6 protein-coding genes are annotated in these 20,506 nt (G+C 33.3%); all 6 read left to right on the top strand.

Going from position 1 to position 20,506, the window contains the following annotated elements; translation table 11 throughout:
* Positions 1–246: 246 nt before the first annotated feature.
* Positions 247–4,689, top strand: coding sequence for a T9SS type B sorting domain-containing protein (locus NAT47_RS09170; RefSeq protein WP_250582102.1), 4,443 nt, complete (start codon positions 247–249; stop codon positions 4,687–4,689).
* A gap of 4 nt (positions 4,690–4,693) precedes the next feature.
* A complete protein-coding gene (locus tag NAT47_RS09165) occupies positions 4,694–6,298 on the top strand; it encodes a PorP/SprF family type IX secretion system membrane protein (protein ID WP_250582101.1) in 1,605 nt (534 codons plus the stop codon).
* A 27-nt stretch (positions 6,299–6,325) separates the two neighbouring features.
* Positions 6,326–17,554, top strand: coding sequence for a T9SS type B sorting domain-containing protein (locus NAT47_RS09160; RefSeq protein ID WP_250582100.1), 11,229 nt, complete (start codon positions 6,326–6,328; stop codon positions 17,552–17,554).
* A 67-nt stretch (positions 17,555–17,621) separates the two neighbouring features.
* Positions 17,622–18,560 (top strand): PorP/SprF family type IX secretion system membrane protein, encoded by a 939-nt coding sequence (locus tag NAT47_RS09155; protein WP_250582099.1) that lies wholly within the window; start codon positions 17,622–17,624, stop codon positions 18,558–18,560.
* A gap of 686 nt (positions 18,561–19,246) precedes the next feature.
* Positions 19,247–20,005, top strand: a complete 759-nt coding sequence (locus tag NAT47_RS09145) for a hypothetical protein (RefSeq protein WP_250582098.1) — start codon at positions 19,247–19,249, stop codon at positions 20,003–20,005.
* 32 nt (positions 20,006–20,037) lie between these two features.
* Positions 20,038–20,430: a DUF5675 family protein gene (locus NAT47_RS09140; protein WP_250582097.1), complete on the top strand. Its 393-nt coding sequence runs from the start codon at positions 20,038–20,040 to the stop codon at positions 20,428–20,430.
* The last annotated feature ends 76 nt before the right edge of the window (positions 20,431–20,506 follow it).

Below are 20,506 nucleotides of genomic sequence, written 5' to 3'. Positions count from 1 at the left end.
TAAAACCAAGAAAAATTAGATTAAATAACCATCGTTAAAATGTTAAAAAATCGGTCGAAATACATTTTTGCTTTGATTTGAATTTATAAAAAAGTAAATTTGAATGTATAAACAAATAGATTTTATCTAATTTGTTGTATATGAAAGGATACAAGAACAAAGCAAAAAAATATATTAGTGAATTATAAAACTAACTTTATTTTTAATTCTCTTGCATTTTCCTCAAAATTGTGGAGAGTTACATTTTTGACTCTATTACTCTTACCCTTTATTAGCATTTCTCAGACCTTTTATATAAATCAACCCACAATTGGATTTACTCAAGCTTGTGCTTCATCGAGTTTTAATTCATTTAATTTTTCATTTTCTTTTTACCCTGTTCAAAATCTTGGTATTAATAACGAATTTATAGTTGAACTCTCTGATGCTAATGGTAGTTTTTCAAATCCAACAATTGTAAAAACCCTTACTAATAGAACTTCACCCGTAAGCAGTAATTTTAATTTACCTAACAACACATATGGAGAAAACTATAGAATTAGAGTTAGAAGTACTAGTCCTGTAAAAATTAGCAACCCAAGTAATTTATTTCCTGCTTATTATGCCATTCACAATCAACCATATTCTATTAATTCAAATGCAGGAATGGTATTTTTATGTTCTGGAGAAACATATCAATTGAGTATTGACAACACAGGCAACTCAAATTCCCCATTATTTTATCCTAATTTGACTTATAAATGGTATAAAGATTATGTTGAAATTGTAGGAGAAAATGGACCCACAATAATTATTAATGAACCCGGTAGTTATTATTCTATTGTTGACTATGGTTCTTGTATGATGAACTCCTATTCAAATATCGTTCAATTTCAATATGACCCTGAGCTGACTCCCCAAATCTCAGCCTCAAATACAGTTTTATGCCCAAACCAAACAGTTGTATTAACCAGCAATATTCAGAGTGCGAACTACATTTACAAATGGTATAAAGACAACAATGAAATCATAAATGCTTCTGGATCATCGTTTACCGCAACTTCTGAAGGCGTATATCATTTAAGTATAGGAAGTAATGGTTGTTTTTATGATTCTAACTTTATTACGTTAGATGATTATGACTTTTCGATAACCATTGACAATCCTTCACCATTAATAATTCTACCTGGACAATCAGAAACTTTAACATCACAAAATACTGCTCTTAGCCCTCAACTACAATGGAATTTGAATGGAAACCCAATATCAGGAGCCACAAACTCAAATTTAGTAATTAATAATATTGGAAACTACACGATTTCGGCATCAGAAACCACTCCATGTGCTATTACAAATTCAGCATCTATTTCGGTAACTTATCCAAATTCTTTTGAAGCAATCATAGCTGCATCTTCAAATTATTCACCATGCCAAAGCAATTTAACAACTATAAGTTTATCTTCATTTGAAACTACAATAGACAATACAATAATTGACTTACTTTCATCATCGTCAATTTATTCATTGCAATGGTATAAAGATGATTTACCGGTATCAGGAGCCAATCAAAGCTCTTTAACCTTGAACAATGCAACTGAAAATGGTGTATACAAACTAGCTATTTCTTATCCAAACTTAACGACAATTTATTCAAATGAAATTACAATAGGATTAAACATTGGAAATGTGCTAATTTCAAAAGACAGGGAGCTATGCTTAGGAAGCAATGTAATATTATCTTCCTCGATTGTAGACAGCTCTTACTCTTATCAATGGTATATTGATGGAAATGCAATTACAGGCGCTACAAATTCAACATATACCGCATCAATTGAAGGGAATTATCAACTAACTATTTTCAGTGGAACTTGCTCTGTGAATTCTAATGTACTTCCTTTAGAAATCGATCAAATTACAATAATTAGCCATTCCAATACGAACTTAACTTTAATACCTGGACAAGCCGAAATATTACAAATTGCCACAACAGCGACTAATCCACAATATTCCTGGTACGTTAACGATGTTTTAATAAATAATGCAACAGAGGCAACTTTAAGTGTAATTTCTCCAGGAACATATAAAGTTATCGTATCTGAAAACACTAGTTGTTATAATGAAGTGGAATTAATTTTCAATGTTATTTATCCAACGGATTTTACAGTCACAATTGAATCTTTAAATTACAATACTTGTCAAAACACTCCAATTACATTAACCATAGAAAGCATAACAACTGATATTAATGGCAACAACACTACAATTCCAAACAACAGCTCATTTGTTTATCAATGGTTTAAAGATAATGTTCAGATAGCCAATGCCAATTCAAACTCTTATACTATTGCAAATGCCTCTGAAAATGGAAATTATCATTTAAGTGTTCAAATTCCTGATTTAGGAACACGAGAATCAAATAACATTGGGGTTGAATTGTCTAGTTTCAACTCATTAGTCATAACACCAAACGGAACGCTTTGTAACACAACTTCTCAAGTTACTATTCTAAGTTCAATAACAGATAGTACTTATAACTATCAATGGTTTTTAAATAACCAAACAATTACAGGGGCTAATTCACCAAGTCTTATAGCTAATGCTGAAGGTATTTATTCCTTAATTATAACCTTTGGAAATTGCAGTATAACCTCCAATCCAATTGCTTTAACTTTAGGGGTGTTAGATGTAATAAGTAGTTCTAATTCTTCAAATACGATAATTCCAGGAGAATCAGCAAATTTATTTATCAACACAAACGCTGTAAATCCAACCTATATTTGGTATTTTAACAACATTATTGACCCTTCATTGACATCAAATTCAATACTGGTTAACACTCCAGGTAATTACAAAGTAAGAGTAATACAAGCTGACGAATGTAATACTGAAATTGAGATGGCGTTTCTTGTAGAGTACCCTTCAGATTTTACAGCTACTATTGCTATTGAAAACCCATACACATCATGTCAAAACAACCCTGTAACTTTAAGATTAGATAATTTATCCACAATTATAAATTCTAATTTAATTTCTATCCCAAGTTCTTCTAATTTTTCTTATCAATGGTTAAAGAACGGTGTGGCTGTTGCGGGAGCAAATTCAGAATTCTTAATTTTAAATTCTGACACTGAAAATGGTAATTATCAATTACAAGTTACTATTCCAGGAATTGGCGCTGAAATTTCAAACGCTATCACAATTACTTTATTTACAACATCAACTCCTATCATTACAAGTTCGAATTCTCTATGCCCTAATTCAAATGTAACACTAACTAGTTCAGTCAATAACCCAAATTATAACTACAAATGGTATTTGAACGGAAATGAAATTTCTGGAGCTGAAACGCCAAATCTAAATACTTTAAATGAGGGAGTTTACACAGTAAAGATTTCGCAAGGAAATTGCGAAATATCATCTGCTCCTTTTACATTAACTCTATACGATTTTACTATAACTCCATTAACTGCATTACAAGATTACCTTTTACCTGGCGGCACAAAAAATTTAAGTGTTGCTACAACTGCTCTTAATGGACAAATATATTGGTACAGAAATAACATTTTACTATCTGGTGAAAACAGCTTAACGTATACAGCGACCGAAACAGGTCTTTACAAAGTAGTAATTGAACAAACTCAAAATTGTATATTTTCAAAAGAAGTTTCGTTTGAATTGGTTTATCCAAATAGTATTGTAGCAACGATATCAACAGATAACAACTATCAATCGTGTAGTAGTACTTCAACAACTTTAAATATCAATTCATTTATGGCTTTTTCTCCTTTTGGGGATTTCAATTTACTTGGTAATTCATTAGGATATACTTATCAGTGGTTAAAAAATGGAGTGCCTATACCAGATGGAAACACAATACAATTAATACTTAATCAATATAATCAAAACGGAAATTATAGTTTACAAATAACGATGCCAGGTTTTGGATCCATTATAACAAACAGCGTCGACATTCTTTTTCCAGCGATAACAGATTTAAACATTTCTGCAGACGGGATGTTATGTTCATCAAATTCTACTGTAACGCTAAGCAGCAATTTCAATGAAGCTTCTGCTAATTATGAATGGTACTCTACTAATAATTCAGCAATTATTGGAAATGGTCAAACTCTTCAAGTTACTCAAGCAGGGAGTTATTATTTAGTTGTAAATTATGAAAACTGTAGCTTTACCTCAAACACTATTGCAATAAACCAACTTGATGAAAATATCATAAATGTAAATCAAAACAACAATATATCTATCAATGAAGGAGAATCTATCTTGATTGAAGCCAACAATGCAGACAGTTATTCTTGGGAATATGATAATAATATTATTTCAACTTCTAATTCTATTTTAGTTTCACAGGGAGGAATATATACTTTACATGCAACTGTTGAAAATTGTACAATATCAAAAATTTTTATTGTAACAGTAATTGAAAACAATGTTGAATCAATACCTAATATTGTATCTCCTAACAATGACAATTTAAATGATTTATGGAAATTACCTTCAAGATATTTAAACGAAAATGTAGAGATTACTATTTATGATAATACTGGAAAAAAAGTAATGCAGACAAGGTCGTATCAAAATAATTGGCCTACTGAAACAGATGTAATTTCAAACAAAAATATAGTGTATTATTATACCATAACTGAAAACAGCTCAACAATAAAAAAAGGAACTATTACAGTGATTAGATAAAAGTATGTTAAAAAACTATCCCATTTTATTTTTCATTTTAATATGTGCACGAACCTTAATTTTTGCCCAAGATTCACCTGCTTTGGTTTATAATTTTCCTAGTCACAATAATTTACAGTTTAATCGTTTTTTAATAAACCCTACATTTTCTATAACTGATAAACCCAATAGTTATATTTCTCTTTATCACAGAAACCAATGGTTACAATTTGATGATGCGCCAAAAATATACATGGCCAGTTATTCTAGTAGCTTGGACGAAAAAACTGGTATTGCTTTTGGAATTTACCAACAACAAGAAGGAGTTTTAGGTAGCTGGGGCGGTATTGCAAATTATTCATACAAAGTTAGCTTAAGTGAAAAATCGAAATTACTCCTAGGATTTAACTTAGCTTATTATAATACAGGTATTAATAAAGCAAATGTAATTTCAGAAAATCCTGATCCAATAGTAATAGACTCAAGAAACAATTCCCTTTTAAGTATAAAACCTGGAATTTCTCTGCAACTTTCTAATTTTAATTTAGGGGTTTATGCCGAAAACTATATTGACTACGATTTTAAAAATAGTGAACTTGCAAATAATTACAATAAAAAAACGCTAATCGGCCATGTTTTTTACAGCTTTCATAATGAAAAATCTGGTTTTTTTGGAAATAATACTATAACACTAGGAACCAGAATAATTCATATTGAAGACCGTGAATTATCACACAATGCAAATATTTTAGCCGAATTTCCAAAACTAGGTTGGATACAAACAAGTATTGAGAAATTCTATGGTGTTAGTTTTGGCTTTGGACTCCATTTAACAAAAAGACTTTCTATTGGATACACCATAGAAAAGGGAATTAACAATTTACTTAATGCTTTTGGTCCTACCCATGAAGTGGTAATGACATTAAGTTTGCAAGATCGAAATGTTGTAGCTAAAAACAAAACATTAGTTAACCTGCAAAATGAAACACTGCTAGATAGTTTAGCAAAAAAAACCAGTGAAACTAACCTCAACATTACTAATGAAGACCCATTAATTTTAGACCAACAAAAAAAAGAGTTTGTGTCAAAAATTGAAAATTTTAAAAATGAAATTAAGAAAGAATATTGGCCATTACTAGATATTCTTGCTCAAAGCAAAGATTTTGATGTTGAGGTGCTAGAAGAAAAATTAAAAAACCTATCCGATTACATAAAAAGAGTTGAATCGAGCAAAGAAAATAATGATTCTAATTTCTTAAATAAAAACTCAACATTATCTCCAGCCGAAATGGATAGAGCAGTAAAAAAGCAATTTAAAGGTAAAAACAAAAACCTTAGAGAAACTCCAAAATTTGGAAATCGAATTGAAATAGAAGGCATGGAAAAGGGAATATATGTAATCTCAAATGTATTTGATAAGGAAGAAAACGCAATAAATTTTATATCGGATTTAAATAAAAAAGGGATTTGGGCCGATTATTTTATCAACCCTTACAACAATTTTAGATATGTTTATCTTCAACATTTAACACAATGGCAGGATGCTTTAAAAGCATATTATTCTAACTTAAATAACACGTATTATGGACCGATTTGGCTATTACAAGTAAACATGAACGAATTAAACTAAACCAAACTAAACAACAAAACTACCCACATGAAACCAATTAAACTAATTCGAAAAAGTTTATTCTTTTTCGGAATTTTCTTTTCATTTTACTTGGTAGCAGCACAAGAAGCTGTTCCATTTCAAATCAGATATCAAAGTACCCTTAAAGGCGATATGGCTATAATAGCCAATAATATTGTAAGTAGAGAAACTACAACTGAAGCTACTTCTGTTCCTTACAATGGAAATGACGCTAATGACAATTTAACAATGCGTTATATTGACATTGATAACGATCCAAGTACATTTAGTTCTAGTTCAGGAACACTAACAATTCCTGATTTAAATTGTAGCAGAATTGTATATGCTGGATTATATTGGGCAGGAATTTATAAATATAACGGCGATACGCCGTCTACTGGAAGAGCAACTGATTTTAATCGAATCAAATTTAAAACACCAGGAAGTTTAAATTATCAAGATATTACAGGCCAAATTATTTTTGATAGCTTTACCAACTCTGCTTCTAACGTTACCAGTCCATACAGTTGTTACGCTGATGTTACTAATATACTTACTAATTTAACCAATCCTAACGGAGAATTTTTTGTAGCTAATATAAGAGCCACTCAAGCAAGTTTACCAGGAGGAATTTCGGCAGGCTGGACTCTCTTTGTAGTATACGAAAACCCTCTTTATCCAGGAAAATACATTACCTCTTATGACGGGTTTGCTGGAGTAGATGCAGCTTTAGGAAATTTAGATGTTCAATATTCAGGATTTATAACTCCACCTTCACCTCTTCCTGTAAGAGCTAAACTCGCAGTTGTAGCATTAGAGGGAGATAAACAGATTTCGGGAGATAAGTTACAATTTAAAGCAGCTTCACTTTCCACTTTTAGCAACCTATTCAATGGGCTAAATCCTTCTAATAACTTTTTTAATGGAACCATATCAAACTTAGACGCTAATAATGTCTCTTTTATTGTCAACGATAGAAACCCAAATAGCAACAATACTTTAGGCTACGACACCGATGTAATTGGAATTAACCAAACTCTTCTGCCTAATAATTCTACAGCAGCAACTTTTAGGATGATATCAACACAAGATAGATATTACTTATTTTTTAATGCACTAAATGTTGACATTATTGAACCCGATATTAATCTTTTAAAAACAGTTGAAGACATTTCTGGAAATGATATCTCTGGACAAAACGTAAATCTAGGTCAAGTTTTAGATTATGTTATTCGATTTCAAAACACAGGAAATGATGCTGCAACTCAATTTACGATAAGAGACATATTACCTACAAATACATTTTTTCAATCCGTAGATTTAAATGGTGCTCCAGGAGTTACCTATACCTATGATGCCACTTCAGGACAAATTAATTTTACAATTCCTGATAACTTAGTAGAGGTTGGAGATCCTATTTACACTGTAAGGATTCGTGTTAAGGTAGTAAATACTTGTAGTGAATTAACCGATGCGTGTTCAAGTATTATTCAAAATCAAGCTTATGCAACCTATCAGGGTGTTTTAAATACAAATGTAATTTCTAATGATCCTAGTTATGCTAGTCTAACCCAATGCGGAGTTGGATTACCTGGGCCATCAAACTTTCTAGTTGACATTGATGAATGTGCTTTTACAAGAAACGAAGTTTTATGTGGTGGTAGTTTAACGCTAACTGCAGGTTCTGGTTATGCATCTTATGAATGGCATAATAGTACTGGAGCCATCATTGGAACAACACAAAGTATCACAGTAACATCACCTGGCAACTATTATGTTATTAACACCCCAACTCCACCTTGTATTGGGATAACAGAGTATATTAATGTTACTTATTTTGGTTCGAATACAACTAATCCAGTTATTCCTTTTGCAGATGAAATAGCAATTTGTCCAAATAACGGTGAACAATTGCCAAAAATTTTCTTGTGTGGAATCAGTGATAGTCAATTAATTCAAACTAATATTACAGATGCCGTAAGTATTATTTGGGAAAAACTTAACCCAACGAGTTGTACTGCATCACCTTTGAGTGATTGTGCAAACAAAACACCATCTTGTCAATGGAATCAAGTGGGTACTGGTCAAAATTATACAGTTAACCAATCTGGAGAATACAGATTAGTGATTACTTATCAAAATGGATGTTTTATTAGACATTATTTCAATGTTTACGCTAACTTATTAAATCCACAATTTACAACTCAAAATATAATTTGTAATACCCCTGGAAGTATAGTTGTTACTAATGTACCATCAGATTATGAATTTCAACTTATTAATCAAGTAAACAATAGTGTTTTAGTTCCTTATCAAAACAATCCACTATTCACGATTACCTCAGCAGGAGCTTATTTAGTTCAAATTAGACAACAAGGTGTAGTTGATGGTTGTGTTTTTGAATTACCAAATATCGGAATACAAAATCAAAATCTTTCCGTTAACTTAATATCTACTAATATTTCATGCAATATACGTGGATCTATAAGAATACAAGCTTCAAATGTTAGAGGTCAATACTACTATTCAATATCTGGGCCTGTTTCGCAATCGGTTGGATCTCTATCAAGTAATGATTATACTTTTACAAATTTACCTGCTGGAACTTACAATGTTACTGTAAGAACTGATGACGGATGTAACTACACAAATACCGCAATCGTTCAAAACAACAATACACTTAACTTAAATGCAATTGTTTCGCAGAATATAACTTGTAGTCAAGGAAACATTCAAATGAATGTAAGCGGAGGTTCTCCTCCCTATACATACGCTATTTACAGCTACAATGGAGTAATACAAAATCCACAACCAAATGATTTTCAAACAAGTGTAATTTTCGATATTCCAATAGGAGCACAAGGGGATTATGTCTTTATCGTTAGAGATGGAAATAATTGTACATCTTTATCAAATTTGGTAACCATTAATTTAGTTCCCAATGTAAATTATTCTACAACGGTTACCAATGTAACTTGTAATGGGGCAAATAATGGCTCTATTGTATATACCATTTTAAGTTCAAATGGATATAATGTTGCTTTTCAACTATTAGATGAAAATGGCACTTTAATCACCCAAAATAATTCTGGTAATTTTACTGGATTAACGCAAGGAAACTATACTGTTGTGATTGTTCAAACTAAAGGAAATAGAGAATGTAATTTCCCATTTAATTATACGATTACCCAACCCGATCCTATTACTGGAAACAGTATTCAAACCGTACCTTTTTCATGTTTAAATCCTTCGGGGGCAACTATTGAAGTGGATTTAAGTACAGTTTCTGGGGGAGTTGCACCTTACCAATACAGCATAGATGGAATTAATTTTAGTTCGAACTCTGTATTTTCAAATGTAACAGCTGGAAACTACACAATCACTATAAAAGATGCTAATGGATGTTTACATCAGACAAACACAATCACAGTATTACCTTTAAATCCTCCTACTAACCTTGATTTTACAGTAACAACGCCAACTTGTCCAACATTAACCGTTGACGTAACGTTATCAGTTGTTGGTGGAACAGGACCTTTTACATACGAAATAATAACGCCTACATCTACGGTAGTAAATAATGGAAGTAATCCTATTTTCTCTAATTTAGTTGCAGGAACTTACATCTTTAAAGTTACAGATAGTAAAGGTTGTACCTACATCGAAAATTTAACTATTAACAATGTAACTCCAATCCGTGTAACTGGTCAATTAATAAATAATGTAAGTTGTTACGGTGCTTCAGACGGAACCATTCAATATGCAGTAAATGGATTTAGTACAAGTTATAATTATTCCATTACAAACAGTTCAAATGTTATAATTCTGAGTAATTCAGGTGTAAGTTTATCAAATATTTCTGTCCCAAATTTACCTGCAGACACTTACACAATTACAGTAACAGATACCGTTACAGGATGTATAGATTCGGCACAAATTACAGTCAATAATCCATCAAGTACCCTAATCTTAACTACTTCACTGCAACCCATAACTTGTTTAAATAATGGAAGTGTTACAGCAACAACTTCTGGAGGTTGGGGCAGTAATACATTTCAATTACAATTGCCTGATGGAAACATTTTAGGACCCCAATCTAGCGGAAACTTCGGAAATTTAACATTGGCTGGTAATTATACCATAACGGTAACCGATGGCAATAATTGTTCCGTTTCGGAAAGCTTTACATTAACATTACCAACAAATCCGATTTTGACAATTGCTTCTAATTCTGATTTGTGTTTTGATACCACTAACGGTGCTTCCATTGAAGTTTCAACCACAGGCGGATTAGCTCCATTTAGTTATCAAATCAATGGAGGAGCTTTACAAAGCAATCCAATTTTTAACAATCTTACACCGGGAACATATACCATTCAGGTTGTTGACGCTAATGGATGTACCGATGATATTACCCAAATTATTCAAACACAATTAATGGTTAATACTTCTATAGTTAAAAATTTGGATTGTACAATTAGTCCCGATGCTTCTATTCAAATTCAAATAAATGGTGGTAATGCTCCTTATACCTATCAAACAGCTACAAATGGTGGCACTTATGGAGCTTCTTCGGTAGTTTCTGGTAACACTCTGAGCTATACTACAAGTTCGGCAGGAAGTTTTCAATTTTTAATTACTGATGCTATAGGGTGTACATTTGAAACTGCACTTGTTCAAATTCAACCTATAACAAATCCAGTAATTAATTCCATTATTCAAACCCAACAAATACTTTGTAATGGTGATAATACTGGAGCTATTCAAATTAATATGGATAGCAATTTTGGGGCAGCACCTTTCGTGTACGAAGTAATTAATACTACAACAGGAATTAACTATGGCTCTCAAACTTCTGGATTAGCTGCAGGAAATTACACTATTACAGTTAGGGATAATAATTCTTGTATTACTACATCAAATATCATAATTACACAACCCAATCCTATTAACTTCATAGTAAATACGGTAGACATTACATGTAACAATCCAGGAGGAACCTCGTACGGACAAATTATTGTAGAAAATGTTTCGGGCGGTGTAGGTCCTTATACATATCAATTGACCAATAATTTTGGATATTCTGATATTTATAATGCTGCTTCAAATGAAAATCATTCGTTCCAAATCCTAACATTTGGAATTTACACTGTGGAAGTTATAGATGGGAATGGTTGCTCGTTAATAAGAAATAACATTATCATTGCATCTCCTCCTGATGATTTAACAATCGATATAACTAGTTTAACAACCGATTGTACTAACGGAGGAACTGCTGCTATAACTGTTTCTACAGCTGTAAGTAGCGGCAACTATCAATTTGCAATCTTAGAATTCAATACAATACCGTATTCAAATAATTACCAAGCTGCTGATGCTGGAACACCTGAAACTGCAACATTTACTGGGCTTATCCCTGGGGTAATCTACACCTTTGTAGTTTATGATGTCGTAACGCAATGTTATTATTTTAAAACAGCAGATTTACCTATCAATACACCTTCAAATCTAACAGTTAATTTAAATGTAGTAAGTAACGTAACATGTACAGGAAATGGCGATGGATTCATTAGCTTTACGTTTGACAATTATGATGCAGGAGCAACAGCTGTAAATTATGAAGTATTCAATGCCCAATCTAATACTTCAACTGGTATCTTCGGAAGTTCATCAACTGCGTCTAGTGGCCCAATAACAGTTTCAAATCTTGGACCTTTAGCTCCAGGAAACTATTACATTTTGTTTACAGAAATCGGTGGAACATTCGCAGGTTGTTCTAGTGCATCAACAAATTTCCAAATTAGCCAATCAACAAATTTACTAACAGTTAATGCCGCTATTATTAAAAATGACAACTGTAATCTTAATGCCGGAATTATTTCAGCTGTAGGACAATATGGTACAGCACCCTACCAATACCAATTAGTGCCTGTGGGAAATCCTGCACCAACAATAGGTACTTGGGCAGGAACCTCAACCAATGTATTTAATGTGGAAGGTGGTGATTATGTGGTTTACATAAAAGATGCAAATAATTGTATTCAATCTACAATAATTACGTTACCAATAGATAGCGCTCCCGTTATTACTGCAACTTTAAGTAACATTTGTCAAACTACAGAGGGACAGTTTAGCATCCAAATAGATAGAACTGGCGGAGTTGGGCCATTTTCGTATAGCATTAATGGAGGGGCATTCCAAGCACAGCAGGCAAGTTCTTTCACTTTTAATAATTTAACTTCCGGTACCTATACAATTGAAGTATTAGATGCTAATGGATGCAGAAATTTAGTTTCAACAAGCATAGAAGCACCTTTGAGTTTAAGTACTTTAGTTGCAGTTCAACCAAATTGTTCAAACGATAATGGAGAAGTTAGCATAGCTACAATAGGAGGGTCAGGTAACTTTACTTACTCTTTGGAGGATAGTAACGGAGTAACTTTGATTTCAAATCAAGCTAGCAATACGTTTAGTGGATTAGGAGCAGGCACTTACACTTCTACAGTTACTGATGCTGTTATAGGATGCTCGAAAGAAATTACATTTACTTTAGATTCACCAACACCGGTAACATTTACTACAACTCATGAAAATGTGAGCTGCTTTGGTGGAAACGATGGGTCGATAACCATTACTTTACCAAATTCAAATAATAATCCTATTTACAGCTATCAGTTAAATGATGGTATCAATCCAGCAGTGATTCAAAACAGTCAAGTTTTCAACGGATTAGCTGCAGGAACGTACACCATAACCGTTGTTTCGGGAAGATTATGTAGTACCTCTGAAGTTGTAGAGATTGCTTCACCATCATTATTAGCAATACAAGCAACTGCAACTGATTTTAATTGCGATGCCTCAAATAATGTTAAATCCGCTTCTATTTCGATAAATGTTTTAAATGACGGAACGGGTAATCCTTCGGGAACTGCACCTTATTTGTATAGTATTGATGGTGTTAATTTCTTTACTACTAATACTTTTGAAATTATTGACAATAGAACTGTTCAAAATCTGACTGTAACAGTAAAAGATGCAAACAATTGTATCCAAACTACTACCCTTTTGATTAATCCTCTTCCTGAAATTACAGCAGTAAATTTGAATCAAATCACCGCTCTTACTTGTACTAATCCAGAAACTATTGAAGTAGCGGTTACGGGAGGATCAGGAGATTTTTCATTTGAAGTATTACCAGCAGGAACTCAAACCGTTCAAACCCCTGGAGCAGGAATTTATAATTCAAATTTCACTTTCAATACCCCTGGAAATTATACCATTCAAGTAACAGACAATATTACGGGTTGTTATTTCATAACAGTTCCTTATATAATTTCTCCAGTTGATACTATTATAGCGCAACTTGATAGCCTATCAGGGGTTAGTTGCTTTGGCGCTTCTGATGGAAGTATGAATTTGACCGTTTCTGGTTATTCAGGAGCCTATAATTGGCAAGTTTTAGACAATAACAATCAGATTATTTCAACAGGAAATTCAGATACTAGTCTAAATCCTACAAACATAAGTGGATTGAGTGGTGGTTCGTTCCAAGTCCTAATTACCGCATTAAACACTCCGTTTTGTGATACGCTTTCCAATTTTGTAACTATCCCATCTCCAGCTAGCGCATTGACTTTAACAGCTTCAGAAGTTACCAATGTAACGTGTGCTAATAATCTTGGAGAAATTTTAGCAACTGCATCTGGTGGTTGGGGAACATATTTATACGAAGTAATTAATATTACATCAGGGACTACCATTCAAGCATTTGGTCCAAATAATTATTTTTCAGGATTAAGCGCTGGAGAATATACTGTTACAGTTCAGGATGCAGGCGGATGTCTTGTGAGTGAAACTTTAACTCTGATTCAACCAGCTTTAATAAATGCTAACATTAATGCCTCAAGTACCAACTTACTTTGTTTTGGCGACACTACAGCAAGTATTCAAGCAACTGGCGTTACTGGAGGACAGGGTTCATATCAATACTTTTTAAATTACTATGACGCTTCTGGAACTACCATTGTATCAACTTCAGGAAGTCAAGCAAGCCCAATATTTGGAAACTTAGGAGCAGGAATTTACAGTATCACGATAACAGATGGTTGGAATTGTGATTTTACAACACCTCTACTTACAATTACTGAACCAACAGAAATTACTGCTTCCACTTCAGTTACTAGCAATTTAACTTGTACTACACAAGCTGAATTAACCATAACAGCTTCTGGAGGAACACCTCCTTACATGTATAGTACAGATGGAATTAATTTCACTTCAAACTTTACTTATTTAGTTAGTCCAGGTACTTATCAATTTTATGTAAAAGATGCTAATAATTGTGGTGCTGTTTTGACTAATGAAATTACAATTCTTCCTATCCCAACATTAGAACTCAACTTAGATTTAACAAGTGCTGCTATTTACTGTTTTGGTGAAGCAAGCGCAACTATTATTTCAAATGCTACTGGTGGATTAGGAAATTATACTTATGAATTATTTGATAATGCAAATAATTTAATTGTTCCATCACAAAACAATGGAATTTTCAACAATTTACCTTCAGGTAATTATGTTGTAGTAGTAACAAGTGGCGATTGTATTGCATCATCGGCTGTAATTCAAATTTCAGAGCCTAATATTCTAAATGTAACATCAACAAAAACTGACGTGCTTTGTTTTGGCGAAACCAATGGTTCTATAACAGTTCAAGCTTCTGGAGGAACTGGAATAATTCAATATGCCATTTCGCCTCATTTAAATCAGTTTGGAACTAACAATACTTTTTCAGGTCTATTACCTGGAATGTATACTATTATAGTGCAAGACCAAAATGGCTGTTTTGAACAACTACAAGTTGAAATTTTAGAACCAGCTCCGCTAGAAGCCTCAATTACTGCTATTACCGACGAACTTTGCTTAGGAGAAGAGGATGGTTCTGTAACGATTGGTATAACAGGTGGAACAGGAAATTATGAAATTAGTTTAGATGGCACTAATTTTAGTCCAGTTAGTGGAAATCAATATATTTATAGCAACTTAACTGGTGATAATTTTTATCAAATCTTCATTAGAGATGCTAACGGATGTAATATTAATCCGCCTTTAGAATATTACATGCCACCAGCAGTAGCAATAAACCCAACCGCTACTGTAACTCCAACTTGTACTAACAACGTAGTTGGAAATACTGTTGTGATTAATGTTGATGCTTCGGTAGTAGGTTCGGTGACGTATTCTTTGGATGATGTTACGTATGTAAGTTCCAATACCTTTACCGATTTAGCACCAGGAAACTACACTGCTTACGTGCTTCATACAAATGGTTGTAAACAAACCACAACTTTTACAGTTGATGCACTTCAGCCAATTACAGCTTCATCTAATGTAACATCCAATGTATTGTGTTTTGGAGAAGATTCGGGTGTTATTGAAGTAATTGCTTCTGGAGGAATAGGAATTTTAACTTACGGAATCAGTCCTTCGTTTGTAATGGGAACTTCTAATACATTCACTGGATTAACAGCTGGAACTTATCAAATTTTAGTTCAAGATGAAATCGGATGTCAAGTTACACTTTCAAATATTACTATAACAGAACCAACTGCAGCGTTAAGCGCAACTTCATCCATTCAAGCCGAAACTTGTTTGAATGCTAATGATGGTTCACTTACGGTTGCTGTTTCGGGTGGAACGGCTCCTTACCAAACTAGCTTGGATGGTATAACTTATAATGCTAACACATTCACATATTCAAATTTAGCTGGTGGTCAGAATTACACTGTATACGTAAAAGACGCCAATAGTTGTGAGATTGTTCCTTTAAATATCGCAATTCCTGCAGGAGTTACAATCAATCCATCTGCTACTGTAACTCCAACTTGTACTAACAACGTAGTTGGAAACACTGTTGTGATTAATGTTGATGCTTCGGTAGTAGGTTCGGTGACGTATTCTTTGGATGATGTTACGTATGTTACTTCCAATACCTTTACCGATTTAGCTCCAGAAAACTACACTGCTTACGTGCTTCATACAAATGGTTGTAAACAAACCACAACTTTTACTATTAATGCGCTTCAGCCGATTATGAGTACGATAACCCCAGTTAGTGCTATGTGTTTTGGTAATTCAAACGGAAGCATAACTGTTGTGGCTTCGGGCGGCACAGGAAATCTTTCATATGGCATAAGTCCGAACTTTGTGATGGGTTCAAATGGAACTTTCAACAACTTATCTTCGGGTAATTATACCATTCGAATTCAAGATGCTATTGGATGTTTTGTAGAGCAAAATGTTTTCGTTAATGAACCACAACAATTAACAGCTAGTGTAGTTGAGATTTTTGAAGAAAATTGCGAAGGCGATAACAACGGAGCAATTGAAATTAGCGTAAATCAAGGAACAGCTCCATATTATACAAGTCTAAATCCTAATGGACCTTTTACACAGAACCAATTCCTTTTTGAAGGTCTATCCGGAGGAAACACTTATACTATTTATGTAAAAGACACAAATAATTGTATTACTCAAGTTCAAGCATTGTTAAAAGAACCTATTCAATTAAATGCTGATGTAAGTATAAAATATGAATGTGAAACAAATACAGTAATTGTTCAGGTAAATCAAACAGTGATTAATGATGTTGTTTATTCTTTAAATGGTGGTGTTGCTCAAACATCTAATACATTTGTTGATTTAGAAGATGGCTCTTATGCTGTTGAGATTACTCACCTTAATGGTTGTACTGCTACTGTGTATTTTACCATTAGTAATCCACTTCCATTAACAATAACTGCTGCGGAAACTGGTCTTAATCAAATCACCGCCACAGTTTCGGGAGGGTCTCCAAATTACACCTATTTCCTAAACGACGCTAACAATGGTAATTCTAATATTTTTACTTTCTACCAGAGTGGTACTTATCAAATTCGAGTTGTTGATGCTCTAGGTTGTGAAAAAATTACTGCTATTACTGTGGAATTTGTGGATATTTTTATTCCAAATGTCATGACTCCAAACGATGATGGACAAAATGATACTTGGGGACCAATTAATACTTCAAATTATCCGAATATCACTACAGATATTTTCGATAGATATGGTAGAAAAGTAAAAATTTTGAAACAAGGAGAAACTTGGGATGGACGTTACAATGGAAACGAATTACCAACAGGAGATTATTGGTATATCATAAAACTAGGAAATCCAAATGATGATAGAGAGTTTGTAGGAAACTTTACAATTTATAGATAAATTAAAACTCCTGATAATTTTTTAAATTATCAGGAGCTCTTTGGCAATTCGACTAAACTTGATAATAATGAAAAAATTAATATACTTATTCACACTAATTTTCATGAGTTCACATGCTCAGGAACTAACCATTCCAACTCATACGCAATACTTGGCTGACAACCATTTTATTATTTCTCCTTCATTTGCAGGAATTGGAGATTATATAAAAATTAGAGGAAATGGCCTTACGCAATGGGTTGGAATTGAGAATGCTCCCGACATGCAATCTTTAGCCGCTGATATGAGAATTGCTGATGAAACTGGAATCGGCGTATTCTTTTATAACGATAGAAATGGAAACACGAGACAGTATGGTGGAAAATTTTCTTTTGCACACCACTTAATTTTAGATAAATACTATGATCAATTCTTATCTTTCGGAATTTCCTATAATTTAAATCAATTCCGATTAGATATCGAAAACTTTAATGTCCCAGATAGAGCCGTAACAGATGACCGTTCTATCACCAATCACAACTTTGATCTATCCGTATTGTACCGTTTTAAAGATTCTTATCTCAATTTTACAGCTGCTAACATTTTAAATAAAGACCTCAATATTTTTGGCATAAATGAACCTGGTAAATTAAGAAACTATCAAATTTATGCAGGGTATATTTTTAAGGAAAACATCAATCGTAGTTTTGAAATTGAACCTTCAACATTCATCCAATATTTTGAAAGTGATGGGCGTTCTTCTACTGATTTGAATGTTAAACTAAGATGGATTCAAAACAATGACGATTACTACTGGGGAGGAATTAGTTATCGATTTTTAAATGACCAATTATTAAATCCAATAAACATAGGTCCTATGGGAGGAATTAAAAAAGGGAATTTATATTTGGCCTACTCCTATCAACTAACAACCAACGAACTTATGGCATACAATAGCGGAACTCATATGATTACTGTTGGTTTTGATATTTTACAAGGAATTAGCAATTGTCCTTGTACTTATTAAAATAAATAAACCCCTTAAATCATTAAGATTTAAGGGGTTTTGTATGATTTTGTGTTTAAAATCGTACCCGGAGTGGGAATCGAACAAACCCCAACATCCTCTTTATTTTCGGGTGTTTCAAATTCTAAAATTTGAATGGTCACCGAATTAGTCCCCTTAAATATGATTTCAATTATATTGAAATAGCATACACAAATATAAGCAATTAATATCAATTTACCCAATAATATAAGGTTCAACTTGTTCAAATTTTAAGCCTGTATATTCACAAAACTCCTGAATACTTACTAAGCTCTTTTTAGGCTTATTGAGTGACTTTCTTATGTCGTTCAATAGTCTTGAACTTTGACGATTACTTCTTCCTGTTATGAGCTGTATATCTTTTGGATATATGCATGCTCTTTTTAATGGTCGATTCATACTTTAACCTAGCTTTTGAGTTGGCTTTGAGATAGCTTAAAATTACTTAATTCTTGTTTCGATTTTACGCCGATTTGAGATTTTACATTAGAGTGAAAAAGAAAATATTTAGACAAAAGTGTTGACTTTAGACATTTTGGACATTGTTGTGTTTTTTGTTTGATTTTGTGTGGGAAATTTGCCCTGTAATTATTTCAGAAAGTGTTGCAACCGAGTTTTGAATGATTTATGAAAGTGAAAGAATGTTGAACTAAAATTTTGAAGTTATGGCTAGACAGAAAGGCATAATTAAGTTAAAAGGTACTATCGGGGATATTACTTTTTACAAAACGCAGGATGGGCATTTAGCTCGTGAGAAAGGTGGAATTGAGGCTAGTAGAATTGCTAGTGACCCTGCGTTTCAAAGAACACGTGAGAACGGTTCTGAATTTGGTAGAGCTGGAAAAGCAGGTAAGCTTTTGAGAACGGCTTTACGCCCATTGTTGTTAAATTCTGCGGATGGTAGAATGGTGAGTCGTTTAACGCAACAAATGGTAAAGGTTATCCAAATGGATGCTGTGAGTGATAGAGGATTACGTAATGTAATTGATGGGGAAATTGAATTGGTTCTTGGTTTTGAATTTAATATTCGTGGGAAATTAGGAACTTCTTTGTTTGCTCCATTTACTCCTGCAATTGATCGTGTGGCTGGTACTTTGGATGTATCGATTCCTTCTTTTGTTCCTGCTAATATGATTGCTGCGCCAAGTGGAACTACTCACTTTAAAGTGATTTCTGGTGGTGCTTCTATTGACTTTACAGGAGAATCGTATGAAGTGGCTACTTCTGAAACTGCAATTTTACCTTGGGATGCTACAGCAACAGCTGTAATCAACTTGAGTAATGCGGTGACTGCGAACTCTACTCACCCACTTGTTTTGGCTCTTGGTGTGGAGTTTTATCAACAGATTAATGGGCAAATGTATCCATTGAAAAATGGCGCTTTTAACCCATTATCGATTGTTGCGGTTGACGGAGGCGTTTAATAGTGGTCAGTGATCAGTTTTAAGTGGTCAGTATGATACTGTTTTTGACAAGAACTTATTTCCCTGAAGGAACGAATGGAAAATTGGAATGTGAGGGCAAATTAATTTGTTATACAATTGAATTGCCGTGGAAGCGAAATGAGCGTGGGATTTCCTGTATTCCGGAAGGGAAATATTTTATTAGAAAGCGATATAGTGCAAAATACAAATGGCATTTGGAATTGGTGGATGTGCCGAACAGAACTTATATTTTGATACATCCTGCCAATAATGCGCAAAAGGAATTGCGTGGCTGTATTGCTCCTGTTACGAAACTTTCTGGACCTGGACTAGGTTTGATGTCTAGAAAAGCTTTTACAAAGTTGAAAGACTTGGTTTATAAAGCTTTGGATAACAAAGAAAGTGTGGAATTGATTGTACAATAGTGATTCCCGATTAGTCGGGGAATGACATAAAAAGAAAGATTATGAATGTAGTAGAACGTGCTAAGGCACCCACTCC

The sequence above is a fragment of the Flavobacterium fragile genome, from assembly GCF_023634865.1.
Taxonomy (GTDB): Bacteria; Bacteroidota; Bacteroidia; order Flavobacteriales; family Flavobacteriaceae; genus Flavobacterium; species Flavobacterium fragile.
Note: the sequence above shows the minus strand (reverse complement) of the source record. Positions and strands in the feature narration are given on the sequence as shown.